Below are 18,730 nucleotides of genomic sequence, written 5' to 3' on the forward strand. Positions count from 1 at the left end.
TCGACTGGTGGCTGGAGCAGCCGCTGCAAGTGAGCTTCCTGCCGACACCGGTCGCCGAGCAGGCACTGCGCCGCGAACGCCAGCACCCGACCCTGCGCACGCTGCTGGTCGGCGGTGATCGCCTGCGCCAGTTCGACCGCGATCCGGGCTTTGCGCTGGTCAACAACTATGGCCCGACCGAGACCACCGTGGTGGCGACGTCGGGGCAACTGCAACCGGGCGGCGCGCTGCATATCGGCAAGCCGACCGCCAACACCCGCGTCTATGTACTCGACGAGCAACGCCAACCCGTGCCGGTGGGGGTGACCGGCGAGCTGTACATCGGTGGCGCGCAGGTCGCCCGCGGTTACTTCAACCGTCCCGAACTGACCGCCGAGCGCTTCCTCGACAATCCGTTCAACAGCGGCCGGATGTACCGCACGGGCGATCTGGTGCGCTGGAGTGCCGACGGCACGCTGGACTATCAGGGCCGCAATGACGACCAGGTGAAGATCCGTGGCGTGCGGGTCGAGTTGGGCGAGATCGAAGCCGCGCTGAAGGCCCAGCCGGGTATCGCGGACGCCGTGGTGCTGGTGCGTGACGAGCGTCTGCTGGCCTGGTTCACCGAAGCTGCCGTGGTCGATCTCGACACCTTGCGCCAAGGCTTGCAAGCCAGCCTTCCGGGCCATTTGATGCCGCAAGCCTTCGTCCGCCTGGACGAGCTACCACTGACCAGCCACGGCAAACTGGACCGCAAGGCGCTGCCGGACCCTGATCCTGCAGCCCTGGCACGCCAGGCCTATGTCGCTCCAATCGGCGCGGCCGAGGAGGCCATGGCCGCGATCTGGGCTGAAGTCCTGGGCATCGAACAGGTCGGTCGCCACGACAACTTCTTCGAACTCGGTGGTCACTCGCTGCTGGCGGTGAGCCTCACCGCGCGCCTGCGTCAGGCCGGCCTGCAAGCCGACGTGCGCACTCTGTTCGGTCAGCCGACGGTAGCGGCACTGGCGGCGACCCTGGGCCATGGCCGCCAGGTCGAGGTCCCGGCCAACCGGATCCCGGCCGGCTGCACCCAGATCACCCCGGACATGCTGCCGCTGGTGGACCTTGAACCGGCCGCCATCGAGCGCATCGTCGCCACGGTGCCGGGCGGCGCGGCCAACGTGCAGGACATCTACCCGCTGGCGCCGTTGCAGGAAGGTATTCTCTACCACCACCTCAGCTCGCCGGAGCACGACCCCTATGTGCTGCAATCGCGCATGGCCTTCGCCAGCCGTGACCGGCTGCACGCCTTCGTCGATGCCCTGGGCAAGGTCATCGCCCGTCATGACGTGCTGCGTACTTCAGTGCTGTGGGACGGCCTGCCGCAGGCATTGCAGGTAGTCTGGCGCCAGGCTGGGCTGGCGCTGTTCGAGGTGGCCGATGAGACTGCGGTGCCCCATGCACTGGCCCTCGACCGGGCGCCGCTGGTGCGCTTGGACCACTGGCCGGACGCGCAGGGCGCCGGACGGCATGCCGTGCTGCAGTTCCACCATATAGTCCTCGACCATACCGCGCTGGAGGTGCTCGGCCGGGAACTGGTCGGCTATCTGCAAGGTGCGCCGGTGCCCGCCGAACAAGGCGCGGCGTACCGCAACTACGTGGCCCAGGCGCGGCTGGGCGTCAGCCAGGCCGAGCACGAGGCGTTCTTCCGCGAGCAGTTGGGCGATATCGACGAGCCGACCCTGCCGTTCGGCCTGGGTGATGTGCAGGTCGATGGGCTCGGTATCGAAGAGGCTCAACTGTGGCTGGACGAACCCCTGGCCAGCCGTCTGCGCCAGCAGGCCCGGCAGCTGGGTATCAGCGCCGCCAGCCTGTTCCACTTGGCCTACGCCCGCTTGCTGGCCGCCGCCAGTGGCCGTGACAGCGTGGTATTCGGCACCGTGCTGCTCGGTCGCCTGGAAGGCGGAGCTGGAGCGGACCAGGCGCTGGGCATGTTCATCAACACCTTGCCTCTGCGCCTGGACCTTGCAGGCACCAACCTGCAGGACGCCGTGCGTCAGACCCAGCAGCGCCTGAGCGCCTTGCTCGCCCACGAGCATGCCTCGCTGGCTCTGGCCCAACGCTGCAGTGGCGTGCCGGCCCCGGCGCCGCTGTTCAGCGCCATGCTCAACTACCGCCACGGCAGCCAGGCGGACGAGGACCAGCGCCAGGCCCTACAAGGCATTGAGACCCTCGACAGCAACGAGCGCAGCAACTATCCGCTGAGCCTGAGCGTGGACGATATCGGCGAACGCTTCCGACTGGTTGCCCTGGCCCCGGCGGCGGTCGGTGCCGCGCGTGTTTGCGAGCAGATGCACCGGGTGCTGGAGGCCGTGGCCGAGGCCTTGGCCCATCAGCCACGGCAAGCGCTGCTGCAACTGCCAGTGCTGTCGGCCGAGGAACGCGACCAGTTGGTGCACGACTTCAACCGCACGGCGCAGCCCCACGACCTGAACCGGACCCTCCAGGAATTGTTCGAGGCCCAAGTCTTGCGTAGGCCTGAGGCCGTTGCGCTCAGCGCCGAGCACGGTGAACTCAGCTACGAGCAGCTCAACGCCCAGGCCAACCGCCTGGCCCATCAACTGATCGCGCTGGGCGTGCGGCCCGACGATCGGGTGGCGATCTGTGTCGAGCGCGGTCTGTCGCTGGTGGTCGGCCTGCTGGCGATCCTCAAGGCCGGTGGCGCCTATGTGCCGCTCGACCCGGATTACCCGGTCGAACGGATCCGCCACATGCTGGTCGACAGCCAGCCACGGGCGGTTCTGGTGCAGGCGGCCACCCGGGCGCTGATGGGGGATCTACCCCTGACGCAAGTCGACCTCGACCAGCTGGACTGGACCCGTCAGCCGAGCCACAACCCGCAGGTGCCGGGCCTTACCGCCGCCAACCTGGCCTATGTGATCTACACCTCCGGTTCCACCGGGCTGCCCAAGGGGGTGATGGTCGAGCACCGCAACGTGGTCAACCTGGTGCACTGGAGCGCCGGGCTGTTCCCGGGCGAGGGCGCGTTGCTGCACAAGACCCCGGTGAGCTTCGACGCCTCGGTGTGGGAGCTGTTCTGGCCGCTGTGCAGCGGCGTGCGCCTGGTGTTGGCGCGTCCGGACGGCCAGCGCGACCCGCAGTACCTGGCCGAGCTGATCCGCCAGCAACAGGTCGGCGTGGTGCAGTTCGTGCCGGCGCTGCTGCAGCAGTTCCTCGAACACGACGCCAGCGCGGCCTGCGCCAGCCTCAGCGATATCGTCTGCGGCGGTGGCGAGCTGTCCGAGGCCTTGGTGCGCCAGGTGCGCGAGCGCCTGCCACGGGCAAGGCTGCACAACGTCTACGGCCCCACCGAAACCACGGTCGATTGCAGCGTCTGCACCTTGCACCCGCAGGATCCGTTGACATTGGGCGCAATGCCGATTGGCCGGCCGATCGACAACACCCGCCTGTACGTGCTCGACGGCCACGACCAACCCGTGCCGCTGGGCGTTGCCGGTCAGCTGCATATCGGCGGCGCCGGGGTGGCGCGTGGCTACCTGGGGTTGCCGGAGCAACAGGCCGAACGCTTCATCGCCAGCCCGTTCGCCGACGGCGAGCGGCTGTACCGCAGCGGCGATCTGGTACGCCAGGCCGCCGACGGCAGCCTGATGTTCCTCGGCCGCACCGACCACCAGATCAAGCTGCGCGGCCTGCGCATCGAGCCGGGCGAGATCGAGGCCTGTCTCACTCGGATACCTGGGGTGCGCGACGCCGTGGTGCTGGTGCACGACGCCCAGCCGGCCGGCCCGCGCCTGGTGGCCTATGTCACCGGCGCCGCGCCGCCCGCCGAGGTTCTGCGCGAGGCGCTGCTGGGGCAACTGCCCGAGTACATGGTACCGGCGCTGTTCATGGCCCTCGACGCCTTGCCGCTGACCCCCAATGGCAAGCTGGACCGCAAGGCGCTGCCGCAGCCGGACCTGCCGGCGCGGGCCTACGAGGCGCCGCAAGGCGATACCGAGCAGCTGTTGGCGCGTATCTGGGGCGAGCTGCTGGGCGTGGAGCAGGTAGGCCGCCACGACAACTTCTTCGAACTGGGCGGCCACTCGCTGCTGGCCGTGACCCTCACCTCGCGCTTGCGCGAGGCGGGCCTGGAAGCCGACGTGCGCAGCCTGTTCGAACACCCGACGCTGGCAGACTATGCCGCCATCACAGACAGAATGGAGATCGTCCTGTGAGCATCAACGAACTACTGGCGACCCTGGCCGCCAACAATGTCCAGCTGGCCCTCAAGGATGGCCAGCTGGTGGTCCAGGGCAATCGCCAGGCCCTGAGCGACGCCGCGCTGGTGGCGCGGCTGCGCGAGCACAAGCCGGCGCTGCTGGGGATGCTCGAACGTGGCGAGTACGTGGCGGCGCGCCAGGGCAGCGTCGAGGTACCGGAAAACCGCATCCCCGCCGGCTGCGCGCGGATCACCCCGGCCATGCTCAGCCTGGTCGAGCTCGACCAGGCCAGCATCGACCAACTGGTCGAAGGCGTGCCCGGCGGCGCGGCCAATGTGCAGGACATCTACCCGCTGGTGCCGTTGCAGCAAGGCATGCTGTTCCACCATGCCAGCGCCGGCGACCACGATCCCTACGTGATGCAGGCGCGCTTCGTGTTCGCCAGCAGCGCCCGGGTCGAGGCCTTCGCCCAGGCCCTGCAAGGGGTGATCGACCGTCACGACATCCTGCGCACCTCGGTGCACTGGAAGGCCCTGGAGACGCCGGTGCAGGTGGTCTGGCGCCAGGCCCGCCTGCGGGTCACCCAGCTTGCCGAGGGCCAGCTGCCGGACAGCGGCTTCGACCTGACCCAGGCACCGTTGATCCGTCTGCAATGCCAGGCGGCGCAGGCGGACGGGCAGGTCCACGCGACCTTGCAGTTCCACCACGTGGCCATGGACCACAGCGCCCTGGAAGTGGTGCGCCACGAGATGCTCGCCTTCCTGCTCGGCGAAAGCGCCCGGCTGGGCCGTCCGCTGCCGTTCCGCAATCATGTGGCCCAGGCCCTGCTGGGCGTCGGCGAGGCCGAGCACGAGGCGTTTTTCCGCGACATGCTCGGCGGTGTGGACGCGCCGACCCTGGCCTATGGCCTGGCCGATGTGCAGGGGGATGGCGCGGCGCTGAACGAGCACGCGCTGGACCTCGACCTGGCGCTGTGCCGCGAGCTGCGCGCCCAGGCCCGCAGCCAGGGGGTGAGCGTCGCCAGCCTGTTCCACCTGGCCTGGGCGCGGGTGCTGGGCGGCCTGACCGGGCGCGACCAGGTGGTGTTCGGCACCGTGCTGATGGGCCGTCTGCAAGGCGCCGAAGCCACCGACCGGGCGCTGGGCATCTTCATCAATACCTTGCCGCTGCGGGTGGACCTGGACGACGCTGACCTGGCCAGCGCGATCAAGGCCACCCACCAGCGCCTGAGCACGCTGATGCGCCATGAGCACGCGCCCCTGGCCCTGGCCCAGCGCTGCAGCGGCGTGGCGGCGCCGACGCCGCTGTTCAATGCCTTGCTCAACTACCGCCACAGCGCGGCCTCGGGGTCCGAAGCGGTGCTGCGCGCCGGCTGGGCCGGGATCGAGATCGTGCACGCCGCCGAGGCCACCAACTACCCCTTGACCCTGAGCGTCGACGACTTCGGCGAAGCGTTCCGCCTGACCCTGCTGGCCAGCCCCGAGGTGCCGGCACGGCGCGTCTGCGCCTACCTGGAGCAGACCCTGCGCAGCCTGCTCGCGGCGACGCCCACCGCTGAAGTCAGGGCGTTGCCGATGGTGCCTGCCGACGAGCGTGAGGAGCTTCTGGAAACCTTCAACCAGACCCCGGGCATCGAACAGCCGCACGGTCCGTTGCATCGGCGTATCGAGGCCGTGGCCCAGGCCCATCCCCACGCCCTGGCCGCCACTGCCAATGACCATTCGCTGACTTATCAGCAACTGAACCAGCGCGGCAATGCCCTGGCTCACCACCTGATCGGCCTCGGCGTGCGCCCCGATGACCGCGTGGCAGTGTTCGCCCGCCGTGGCCTGGACACGCTGATTGGCCTGGTCGCGGTGCTCAAGGCCGGCGCCGGCTACGTGCCGGTGGACCCGGCCCATCCGGACGAGCGTGTGCGCTACCTGCTCGACGACAGCGCGCCAGTGGCCGTGCTGACCCAACAAGCGTTGCGCGGCCGCCTGGATGGGATCACGGTGCCCGTGCTGGCGCTCGATCAGCCTGACTGGCCGCAGCGGCTGGATGATCCAGCCGTCGCCGACCTGGGACCAGAACACCTGGCCTACGTGATCTACACCTCGGGCTCCACCGGGCAGCCCAAGGGGGTGATGGTCGAGCACCGCACCCTGAACAACCTGGTGGACTGGCACTGCCGGGCCTTCGACCTGTGCCTGGGCCGGCACACTTCAAGCCTGGCCGGTTTCGGCTTCGACGCCATGGCCTGGGAGGTCTGGCCGGCGTTGTGCGCCGGGGCCACCTTGCACCTGGCACCCGCCAGCGAGGGCCACGAGGACCTCGATGCGCTGCTGGCCTGGTGGCGCGCCCAGCCACTGGATGTCAGCTTCCTGCCGACGCCGGTGGCCGAATACGCCTTCAGCCATCAGCTCGGGCACCCGACCCTGCGCACCCTGCTGATCGGCGGCGATCGCCTGCGCCAGTTCAACCGCACCCAGACCTTCGCCGTGGTCAACAACTACGGCCCGACCGAGACCACCGTGGTGGCCAGCTCCGGAGTAGTGGAGGCGGGGGGCGCGCTGCACATCGGCGGCCCTGTGGACAATGCCCGCCTGTACGTGCTCGACGCCGGGTTGCAGCCGGTGCCATTGGGCGTGGCGGGCGAGCTGTACATCGGCGGCGTCGGGGTCGCCCGTGGCTACCTTGGCCGCCCGCAGCTGACCGCCGAGCGCTTCCTCGATGATCCGTTCGCGGCAACGCCGGGCGCGCGCATGTACCGTACCGGCGACCTGGTGCGCTGGCTGGCCGACGGCACCCTCGATTACCTGGGGCGCAACGACGACCAGGTGAAGATCCGTGGGGTGCGTATCGAACTGGGCGAGATCGAGAACCGGCTGAACAGCCTGCCGGGCATCGGCGAGGCCGTGGTGGTGGCCCGCGAGGACCAGCCTGGCCAGCCGCGCCTGGTGGCCTACTTCACCGCGCAAGCCGGCCTCGAGGCACCCTTGCCCGAGGTCCTGCGCACGCAACTGCTGGCCCATCTGCCGGAGTACATGGTGCCGGTGGCCTTCGTCGCCCTGCAGGCGCTGCCGCTGACCGCCAACGGCAAGCTCGACCGCCGCGCCTTGCCGGCGCCTGAGCGTTCGGCGCTGTTCGAGCGTGGCTACGTGGCCCCCGAGGGCGAACTGGAAACTGCCCTGGCCCAGCTGTGGGCCGAACTGCTGCAGGTGGAGCAGGTTGGCCGGCATGACCATTTCTTCGCCCTGGGTGGCCATTCGTTGCTGGCCATGCGCATGGTGTCCCAGGTGCGCCTGCGCCTTGGCGTCGAGCTGACCCTGGCCGAGCTGTTCGCCAACCCCGAACTGGCCGCCGTGGCCCAGGTGCTGGCGAGCGCCGGGCACAGCGCGCTGCCGGCCATCGTCGCGGTGCCCCGCGAGCAGCCCCTGCCGTTGTCGTTCGCCCAGCAGCGTCTGTGGTTCCTGGCCCAGCTGGAGGGCGGCAGCCAGGCCTACAACGTGCCGCTGGCCCTGGGCCTGCGTGGCTCGGTGGATGCCGACGCGCTGGAGCGTGCCCTGCTGTGCATCGTCGCGCGCCACGAAGGCCTGCGCAGCCGCTTCGTACCCGCAGGCGACAGCGCCGAGGTGCACGTCGCCGCCACGCCGCTACCGGGCTGGCTGCGGCGCCTGAGCCTGGCGCCCGATGACCTGGCCGCGCACCTGCAGGCCGAGGCCACCGCGCCGTTCGACCTGGTCGAAGGACCACTGTTGCGCGCCAGCCTGCTGCGCCTGGAGGATCAGCACCATGTGCTGCTGCTGACCCTGCACCATATCGTCGCCGACGGCTGGTCCCTCGGCGTGCTGACCCGTGAGCTGGGCGCGCTGTACCCGGCCATGTGCCAGGGCCTGGACGATCCGTTGCCGGCCCTGGCCATCCAGTACGGCGACTATGCCGTGTGGCAGCGACGCTGGCTGGCCGGTGAGCAACTGCAACGCCAGGCCGACTACTGGCGCCAGGCCCTGGATGGCGCGCCGACCCTGCTGAGCCTGCCGAGTGACCGGCCACGACCGCCACGCCAGGACTTCAGCGGCGCCAGCCTGGCGCTGCAGCTGGATGCGCGCCTGGGGGCCGGCCTGCGGGCCCTGGCCCAGCGGCATCAGGCAACTCTGTACATGGTGCTGCTCAGTGCCTGGGCCGCGACCCTGGCGCGCCTGTCCGGGCAGACAGAGGTGGTGGTCGGCTGCCCGGTGGCCGGACGCGGCCATGCCGAGCTGGAGCCGCTGGTGGGGTTGTTCGTCAACACCCTGGCGCTGCGCATCGACACGTCGGGTGCGCCGAGCAGCGAGCGCCTGCTGGTCCAGGTCAAGGCCCGCCTGCTCGATGCCCAGGCGCATCAGGACCTGCCGTTCGAGCAGGTGGTAGAGATCGTCCGCCCGGCGCGCAGCCTCGGCCATACGCCGTTGTTCCAGACCACCCTCAACTGGCTGGCCACCGAGGGCGCCGCGCCGAGCCTGGCGGGATTGCGCCTGGAGGGCGTGGCCCAGGCCAGCCAGGTGGCCAAGTTCGACCTGTCGCTGAGCATGGGCGAGCAGGGCGAGGCGTTGGTCGGCAGCCTCGAGTACGCCACGGCGCTGTTCGATGAAAGCACCGTGCGCCGTTTCGCCGGTTACTTCGAGCGCCTGCTGCGGGCCATGGTCGCCAACGACCAGGCGCCCCTGGCCGAGGTCGAACTGGTCGGTGACTTCGAACGCCGGCGTCTGCTGCATACCTTCAACGGCAGCACCCGGGCATTCCCGGCCGACCAGACCCTGCCGACCCTGATCGAGGCCCAGGTGGCCCGTGCCCCGCAGGCGCCGGCCGCCGTGGCCGGCGATGCACGCCTGAGCTATGGCGAACTGAACCAGCGCGCCAACGCCTTGGCCCATCACCTGATCGAACGCGGCGTGGGGCCGGACGACCGGGTGGCGGTGGTCGCCCGGCGCGGCCTGGACACCCTGGTGGCGCTGCTGGCGGTGCTCAAGGCCGGTGGTGCCTATGTACCCGTGGACCCGGCGCATCCGGATGAGCGCCTGCGCTACCTGCTCGAGGACAGCGCCCCCGTGGTGGTCCTGGCCCAGCAGGCGCTGCTGGCGCGCCTGGACGGGCTGACCGTGCCTGTGCTGGCCCTGGACCGGCCGGACTGGCCGGCGCGCACGGACAATCCCGAGCTGCCCGGCCTGCTGGCCAGCCACCTGGCCTACGTGATCTACACCTCCGGCTCCACCGGGCAGCCCAAGGGCGTGATGGTCGAGCACCGTACCCTTGCCAACCTGGTGCACTGGCACTGCAAGGCCTTCGAGCTGGGCGCCGGCGAGCACACCGCCAGCGTCGCCGGCTTCGGCTTCGACGCCATGGCCTGGGAGCTCTGGCCGGCCCTGTGCGCCGGCGCGGTGCTGCACCTGCCGCCGGCCGAGCTGGGCAACGAGCAGCTCGACGGGCTGCTGGCCTGGTGGCTGGAGCAACCGCTGAAGGTGGCCTTCCTGCCGACACCGGTCGCCGAATATGCCTTCACCCAGGGGCTGCGCCATCCGACCCTGCGCACCCTGCTGATCGGTGGCGACCGTCTGCGCCAGTTCACCGGCGACCCGGGCTGTGTGGTGGTCAACAACTATGGCCCCACCGAAGCCACGGTGGTGGCCACCTCCGGCCTGGTGTTGCCGGGCGGCGCGCTGGACATCGGCCGGCCGATCGCCAACGCCCGTGTCTACCTGCTGGACGAGGCACGGCAACTGGTGCCTTTCGGCGTGACCGGCGAGCTCTACGTGGGCGGTGCTGGCGTGGCGCGCGGCTACCTGAACCGGGCGCAACTGACGGCCGAGCGCTTCCTCGACGACCCGTTCAGCGAGCAGCCCGGCGCACGCATGTACCGCACCGGCGACCTGGCTCGCTGGAACGCCGACGGTACCCTGGACTACCTGGGCCGCAACGACGACCAGGTGAAGGTGCGCGGCCTGCGCATCGAGCTGGGCGAGATCGAGGCGCAGTTGCTGGCCTTGCCTGGCGTCGCCGAAGCGCTGGTGCTGGCCCGCGAGGACCAACCCGGCCAGCCGCGGCTGGTGGCCTACTACATTGCCAGCACCGAGGCGCAGCCGGTCGGCGCCCTGCGTGCCGCCCTGCAACAGCGTCTGCCGGCTTACATGGTACCTGCCGCGCTGGTGCGCCTGGATGCCTGGCCATTGACCGCCAACGGCAAGGTCGACCGTCGGGCGCTGCCGTTGCCCAAGCGCGAGGCATTGGCCAGTCAGGCCCACGAGGCCGCCGAGGGCGTGCTGGAAACGGCCCTGGCCGAGCTCTGGTGCGAGCTGCTGCAGCTGCAGCGGGTAGGGCGTCAGGACCGCTTCTTCGAACTGGGCGGCCATTCGCTGCTGGCCATGCGCATGGTCGGACAGGTGCGTGCACGACTCGGCCGGGAGTTGTCGCTGGGCGAGCTGTTCGGCGATGACCGCCTGCTGGCGGTGGCGGCGACCCTGGCCGAGCGCGGCGGTGAGGTGCTGCCGGTCATCGAACCGACGCCCCGTGGCCAGTCCCTGCCGCTGTCGTTTGCCCAGCAGCGCCTGTGGTTCCTGGCGCAGATGGACGATGCCAGCGCCGCTTACCATATACCCCTGGGCCTGGCCATGCGCGGCCCGCTGGACCGTGCGGCGCTGGAGCGGGCACTGGCGCGCATCATCGAGCGTCACGAAAGCCTGCGCAGCCACTTCACCCAGGAAGGCGCCGAGGCGCGGGTGCGGGTGGCCCCAGGGCGTGGCGGTTTCGCCCTGGCCTGGCACGACCTGCGCGGTGCCGCGCAGCAGCTGCCCGAACTGATGCAGGCCGAGGCGCTGCTGCCCTTCGACCTGGCGCACCAGTTGCCGGTGCGTGGCCGCCTGCTGTGCCTGGAGGCGGAGCATCATGTGCTGCTGCTGACCTTGCACCATATCGTCGCCGACGGCTGGTCGATGGGTGTGTTCACCCAGGAGCTGGCGGCGCTGTACCAGGCCTTCAGCGAAGGGCGCGACGACCCGCTGCCGGCGCTGGCGATCCAGTATGGCGACTATGCCCTGTGGCAGCGCCGCTGGCTGGCCGGCGACGCGCTGCAGCGCCAGGGCGAATACTGGCAACAGGCACTGGCCGGCGCGCCGGTGCTGCTGACCCTGCCCACCGACCGGCCGCGGCCGGCCCGCCAGGACTATCAGGGTGACCGGGTCGAGATACGTTTGGACCGGCGTCTGAGCGAAGACCTCAGGGCGCTGTGCCTGCGCCATGGCGTCACCCCGTTCATGCTGTTCGGCGCCGCCTGGGCGGTGCTGCTGGCGCGCCTGTCCGGCCAGGCCGAGGTGGTGATCGGCACGCCGGTGGCCAACCGTCGGCAGGCCGAGGTCGAAGGGTTGATCGGGCTGTTCGTCAACTCCCTGGCCCTGCGCATCGATACCGCCGGGCTACCCGATGTCGGCGCGCTGCTGGCCCGGGTCAAGGCCTGCGTCAGCCAGGCCCAGGACCATCAGGACCTGCCGTTCGAACAGGTGGTGGAACTGCTGCACCCGCCGCGCAGCCTGGCCCATACCCCGCTGTACCAGGTGTCGCTGGCCTGGAACGGCGTGCCGGGCGAGGCCTTGCAACTGGGCGACCTGCAACTGGAGGCGCTGGGCGGCGCGCAGATCTTCGCCAAGTTCGACCTGACCCTGAGCCTGGGCGAGACCGCCGACGGCTACGGCGGCGCCCTGGAGTTCGCCACGGCGCTGTTCGACCGAGCGACCATCGAACGCCATGTCGGCTACCTGGAGCAACTGCTGTGGGCGATGGCCGGCAGCGACCAGGCGGTGCCGGCGAAGGTCGAGCTGCTGGGCGCCGCCGAGCGTCGCCAGGAGCTGGTGACCTGCAATGCCAGCGAATTGGTCGGTGGCCTGCAGCAACCGGTGCAGGCGTTGTTCGAGGCGCAGGTGGCGCGTACGCCGCAGGCGTTGGCGGTGCAGGCCGAGGACGGCCAGATGAGCTACCGGCAACTGAACGAGGCGGCCAACCGCCTGGCCCATCAACTGATCGCCCAGGGCGTGGTCGCCGACAGCCGGGTCGCGGTGTGCCTGGCCCGTGGGCCGCAGCTGCTGGTGGGGCTGCTGGCGGTGCTCAAGGCCGGCGGCGCCTACGTGCCGCTGGACCCGGGCTACCCCGACGAGCGCCTGGCCTACATGCTTGCCGACAGCGCGCCGCTGGCGTTGCTGGTGGATGCCGGCAGCCGCGGGCGCTTCATCGACAGTGCCGTGCCACGCCTGGACCTTGGCCAGCCGACCTGGACCGGCCAGTCGCCGGACAATCCGCAGGTGAGCGGCCTGGGTGCCCGCCACCTGGCCTACGTGATCTACACCTCCGGCTCCACCGGCACGCCGAAAGGGGTGATGGTCGAGCACCGCAGCCTGTGCAACCTGGTGCATTGGAGCTCGCGGCTGATCGCCCCGACCGTCGAGGGCGCGCTGCTGCACAAGACCCCGGTGAGCTTCGACGCCTCGGTGTGGGAATTGTTCTGGCCGCTGTGCGCCGGCCTGCGCCTGGTGCTGGCGCGTCCGGACGGCCAGCGCGATCCGGCCTATCTGGCGGCGCTGATCCAGCGCCAGCAGGTCAGCGTGGTGCAGTTCGTGCCGGCACTGCTGCAGCAATTCCTCGCCCTTGAGGCCAGCGCGGCCTGCGACAGCCTCACTGATATCGTCTGCGGCGGCGGCGAGCTGACCACGACGTTGCTGCAACAGGTGCGCGAGCGCATGCCGCAGGTGCGGCTGCACAACGTCTATGGCCCGACCGAGGCCACCGTCGATTGCAGCGTCTGGACCCTGGAACCCTGGCAGCCGCTGCCTGAAAGTGCGCCACCGATCGGCCGGCCGATCGCCAATACCCGGCTGTACGTGCTCGATCGCAATGGCCTGCCGGTGCCCCGTGGCGTGGTGGGCGAGCTGCACATCGGCGGCGTCGGCGTGGCCCGTGGCTACCTGGGCCTGCCGGAACTGGACGCCGAGCGCTTCGGCGACAGCCCGTTCGTGGTCGGCGAGCGCCTGTACCGCAGCGGTGATCTGGTGCGCCGCCGCGCCGACGGCGAGCTGGAGTTCCTCGGCCGCGACGACTTCCAGGTCAAGCTGCATGGCCTGCGCATCGAACTGGGCGAGATCGAGGCCTGCCTGGCCAGTCATCCCGCCATACGTGAAGTGGCGGTGCTCCTTCGTGGCGAGCGGCTGGTCGCCTGGTTCACCGCCCATGACGATGCGCCTGGGATCGAGTCACTACGCCGGCATGCCCTGGCGCAGTTGCCGGACTACATGGTGCCGTCGGCCTATGTGGCGATGCCGGCCATGCCGCTGACCGCCAATGGCAAGCTCGACCGCCAGGCGCTGCCCGAGCCCGGCGCCGAGGCCGTGCTCAGTCGTGCCTACGAGGCGCCGCAAGGGGAAGCCGAAACCCATCTGGCGGCGCTGTGGGCCGAGCTGCTGAACGTGCCGAGGGTAGGGCGCCAGGACCACTTCTTCGAACTGGGTGGCCACTCGCTGCTGGCGGTGACCCTGATCGCCCGTCTGCGTGCCGAGGGCCTGGAGGCGGATATCCGCGTGCTGTTCGCCGAGCCGACCCTGGCCGCCCTGGCCGCGACCCTGGGCCAGCATGGCGGGACCCGGGTGCCGGCCAACCGTATTGGCGCCGACTGCCGCCGCATCACACCGGACCTGCTGGCGCTGGTGGCGCTGGAGCAGGCGGCCATCGACCGCATCGTCGCCCAGGTCCCGGGCGGCGCCGCCAACGTGCAGGACATCTACCCGCTGGGGCCGTTGCAGGCGGGGATTCTCTACCACCACCTGGCCAGCGAGGGGGATGATCCGTACCTGTTGCAGGCGCGTTTCGCCGTGGCCGACCGCGCGCGGCTGGAGGCGCTGCAGCGGGCCTTGGACCAGGTGATCGCCCGTCACGATATCCTGCGTTCCTCGCTGTACTGGGACGGCCTCGCCGAACCCGTGCAGGTGGTGTGGCGCCAGGCATCGCTGCCGGTACAGGAGGTGGCGCCGGGGGCGCCGCAGGTCTTGCGCCTGGACCTGACCCGCGCACCCATGCTGCGCTTGCTGCACAGCCAGGACCCGGCCAGCGGGCGCATCACCGCGACCCTGCTGTTCCACCACCTGGTCATGGACCACGTGGCCCAGGATGTGCTGCGCGCCGAACTGCAGGCCTGCCTGCTCGGCGAGCAGCGCCAGTTGCCCGCGCCGGTGCCGTACCGCAACTACATCGCCCAGGTGCTGCAAGGCGCGGGCGAGGCCGAGCACGAGGCGTTCTTCCGTGAACAGCTGGGCGACATCGACGAGCCGACCTTGCCCTATGGCCCGCATCCGCGGGCTCATCAGGGCGCCGAGGCCGAAGCCCGGATACTGCTGGACGACGGCCTGGCGCGGCACCTGCGCGAGCAGGCGCGGCTGCTGGGCGTCAGCGCCGCCAGCCTGATGCACCTGGCCTGGGGGATGGTGCTGGGGCAGTTGTCGGGGCGCGACAGCGTGGTGTTCGGCACCGTGCTGCTCGGTCGCCTGCAGGGTGGCGAAGGCGTGGAGCGCGCCTTGGGCGTGTTCATCAACACCTTGCCGCTGCGCCTGGAGGTGGGCCGCCTGCCGGTGCGCGAGGCGCTGCTCGACACCCACCGCCGGCTCACCGGGCTGCTTGTGCACGAGCATGCGCAACTGGCCCTGGCCCAGCGTTGCAGCGCGCTGCCGGCCGGCGCGCCGCTGTTCAGCGCCTTGCTCAACTACCGACACAGTGCCACGGCCCTGGTCCGTGACAGCGCGGCCGGGCGCGCCTGGGAAGGCATCGAGCTGCTGCATGCCGAGGAACGCAGCAACTACCCGCTGGCCCTGAGCATCGACGATCTGGGCGAAGGCTTCGGCCTGACCGCGCAGTGTGCGCCGGGCCTGGATGCGCGACGCCTGTGCGGCTATCTGCAGCAGGCCCTGGAAAACCTGGTCGAGGCCCTGACTCAGGATCCCGAACGAGGCCTGGAACGGCTGGATATCGTGCCGGCCGGGGAACGCCAGCGGTTGCTGGTGGGCTTTAACGCCACGCAACGTGATTACCCGCGAGCGTTGCCGGTGCAGCGCCTGTTCGAGCAGCAGGTGGCGCGGCACCCGCTGGCGCTGGCGGCGCGCCACGATGAACGCCAGCTCACCTATGGCGAGCTCAACGAGCAGGCCAACCGCCTGGCCCATTGGCTGATCGGCGAGGGCGTGGCGGCAGGCGATCCGGTGGCGATCCTGCTGCCGCGTTCGTTGCCCTTGCTGGTGGCGCAGCTGGCCGTGCTCAAGTGCGCGGCCATCTATGTGCCGCTGGACATCAACGCCCCGGCCGAACGCCAGGCGTTCATGGTCCAGGACTGCCAGGCCGTGGCGCTGCTGACCCTCGGCAGCCTGGCGGCGGAATGCGAGGCGCGGCGCATCGACCTGGACTGCCTGGCCCTCGACGACCAGCCGGCGCACAACCCGAACCTTGCGCAGGACGCCGACGCGGTGGCCTATGTGATGTACACCTCGGGCTCCACCGGCACGCCGAAGGGGGTGCGGGTGACCCACCGCGGCATCACCCGGCTGGTGCTGAACAACGGCTATGCCGACTTCGATGCCAGCGACCGTTTCGCCTTCGTCTCCAACCCGGCGTTCGATGCCGCCACCCTGGATGTCTGGGGCGGCCTGCTCAACGGTGGCCAGGTGCTGGTGATCGATCACCAGACCCTGGTCGAGCCAACGCAGTTCGCCACCGCGTTGCGCCAGGGTGGCGCCAGCGTGATGTTCGTCACCACGGCGCTGTTCAACCAGTATGTGCAGCTGATCCCCGAGGCCCTGGCCGGGCTGCGGGTCCTGCTGTGCGGCGGCGAGCGCGGCGAGCCCGCCAGCTTCCGGGCGTTGCTGGCGCGGGCGCCGAACCTGCGCCTGGTGCACTGCTACGGGCCCACCGAGACCACCACCTTTGCCACCGCCTGCACCGTGCGGGCCGTGGCCGACGGCGCCGAGCATGTGCCGATCGGCGGCCCGATCGGCAACACCACGGCCTATGTCCTCGATGCGCACGGGCGGCTGTTGCCCGAAGGCGTGACCGGCGAGCTGTACATTGGCGGCGACGGCGTAGCGCTGGGCTACCTGAATCGCCCGCAACTGACCGCCGAGCGTTTCCTGGACGACCCGTTCGGTGCTGGGCCTGGCGCGAGGTTGTACCGCACCGGCGACCTGGCCCGCTGGCGTGATGACGGCCAGCTGGAGTGCCTGGGGCGCACCGACGACCAGGTGAAGGTCCGTGGTTTCCGTATCGAGCTGGGCGAGATCGAGCAGCACCTGGCCCAGTGCCCGGGCGTGGACGAGGTCGTGGTCATGGCCCAGCGCCTGGAGCAGGGACCGCTGCGCCTGGTGGCCTGGTACACCCGTACCGACGCGGCCCTCGACGGCGTGGCGTTGCGCGGTTTCCTGCGCGAACGGCTGCCGGAGTACATGCTGCCAGCGGCGTTCGTCGCGCTCGAGGCGTTACCGTTGACCAACAATGGCAAGGTCGACCGCCGGGCGCTGCCGCTGCCGGGCGCGCAGGACCTGGCCGTGACGCTGTTCGAGGCTGCGGCCACGCCCGTGGAGCAGGCGTTGGCCGCGCTGTGGGCGCAGGTGCTGGAGGTCGAGCGGGTGGGGCGGCATGACAGCTTCTTCGAACTGGGCGGGCATTCGCTGTCGGCGATCCGCCTGGTGGGCGAGATGCGCCAGGCCGGCCTGCACACGACCCTGGCGGAGCTGTTCCAGCACCCGACCATCGCCACCCTGGCACCGCGCCTGGGCGACGGTGCGCACGAGGACGAAGGCCTGGTCACGGTGCGCGCCGCGGGCAGCCAGCCTGGACTGTTCCTGATCCACGAGTTCAGTGGCCTGGACCTGTACTTCCCGGTCCTGGGACGGCATATCGAAGGTGATTTCCCCGTCTACGGCCTGGCTGGCGTCGCCCCCGGGGAAGCGCAGCTGAACACCATGGAGTGCCTGGCGGCACGCCTGGTAGGGCGGATCCGCGCTGTGCAGCCGCACGGGCCGTATCGGCTGGCCGGCTGGTCGTTCGGCGGCGTGCTGGCCTACGAGGTGGCCGCGCAGTTGCTGGGCGCGGACGAGCCGGTGGCCTTCGTCGGCCTGATCGACACCTACGTGCCGCGCCTGAGCGACCAGGGCAAGGCACGTTGGCAAGGGCCGCACCTGCTACAAGGGCAGCTGTTGTTGCATTGCCGGGTGCACTGGCAGGCGCAGGGCGAGGCGGGGGCCGCGCAGTTGGCCGAGATCGAGGCATTGCAGCCCGGGGCGTTGACGTTCGAAGCACTGCTTGCCCACTGCCGTGATCGCCAGCTGCTGGTGCCCGGCCTGGTCCAGGCCAGCGACGGGCAATTGCGCCACTTCTTCGAGCGTCACCTGGCCCATGGGCATGCCCTGGCCCACTACCGGCTGGCACCGTTGCCGGTGCCGCTGCACCTGTTCGTGGCCGAGCAGCGCAGCGCCGGCATCGTCACCGACAGCCCGACCCTGGGCTGGGCCGAGGCCTTGCCGGGGCAGGCGTTGCATTGCCTGAGCGTGCCGGGTGATCACCAGAGCATGGTGCAGGATCCGCAAGCGGCGGTGCTGGGCCAGGCCATCGCGCAGGCGTTGCAGACCGCACCTGGTGGCGTTCGGCCGACACACCAGCCGCTGCTGGCGATCCAGAGCGGCACGCCGTCCCATGTCCCGGTGTTCTGCGTGCCGGGGGCCGGCGACAGCGTGACCAGCTTTATCGGCCTGGCCGAGGCGCTGGGGCCGGATTGGCCGGTGCATGGCCTGCAGGCCCGGGGCCTGGCCGCGGGCGAGGTGCCGCACAGCACAGTGGAGGCCGCCGCCGACTGCCATGTCCGGGCCATCGAGGCGCTGTACCCCGAGGGCCCGTTGAACCTGGTCGGGCATTCGTTCGGTGGCTGGGTGGCCCACGCCATGGCGGCACGCTTGCAGGCCAAAGGGCGCGAAGTGCGCTCCCTGACCCTGGTCGACAGCGAGGCGCCGGGCGCAGGGGGCAGTTGCGGCAAGCCGTACACCTTTACCCAGGCCCTGCAGCGGCTGATCGAGTCGCTGCAACTGTCCACCGGCAAGTCGTTGGGCATCGAACCTGCGGCCTTTGCCGAAGCCGACGATCAGGAGCAACTGCGCCAGTTGCACGCGGCCATGGTGCGGGTCGGCCTGATGCCGTCACGCTCTTCGGCGCAGGCACTCGAGGGCGTGGTGCGGACCTTCGCCACGGCCCTGCGCACGGTGTACCGTCCCGAGGGTGGGTTCAACGGCCTGGCGCGGCTGGTGCTGGTGGCTGATCCGAGTCTGGACGTCGCCGGCAACCAGCGCGAGCAGCAGGCCATGGAGGAGGGCTGGCGCGATTGGCTGCCGCAACTGGAGGTGTGGCAGGGGCCGGGTAACCATTTCAGCATCCTCAAGGTGCCGGATGTGTTCAGCCTGGCGGCGTGGTGGCATGACGGGCAGGCCCTGCATCACGGCAGGGTGAAGCAGTAACACCGTCGTGGG

At 70.3% G+C, this 18,730-nt stretch carries 2 protein-coding genes; both read left to right on the forward strand.

All coding sequences use genetic code 11. The features are described from left to right. Window positions 1-4,196: non-ribosomal peptide synthetase (locus DMX06_RS18855; RefSeq protein WP_146232217.1), on the forward strand; the 4,196-nt coding region annotated here is incomplete at its 5' end. After that, window positions 4,193-18,718 (forward strand): non-ribosomal peptide synthetase, encoded by a 14,526-nt coding sequence (locus DMX06_RS18860; protein ID WP_110738840.1) that lies wholly within the window; start codon window positions 4,193-4,195, stop codon window positions 18,716-18,718. The genes DMX06_RS18855 and DMX06_RS18860, both read left to right, overlap by 4 nt. Window positions 18,719-18,730: the final 12 nt, after the last annotated feature.

Origin of the sequence: Pseudomonas mosselii, assembly GCF_003205295.1 — a bacterium.
Taxonomy (GTDB): Bacteria; Pseudomonadota; Gammaproteobacteria; order Pseudomonadales; family Pseudomonadaceae; genus Aquipseudomonas; species Aquipseudomonas mosselii_B.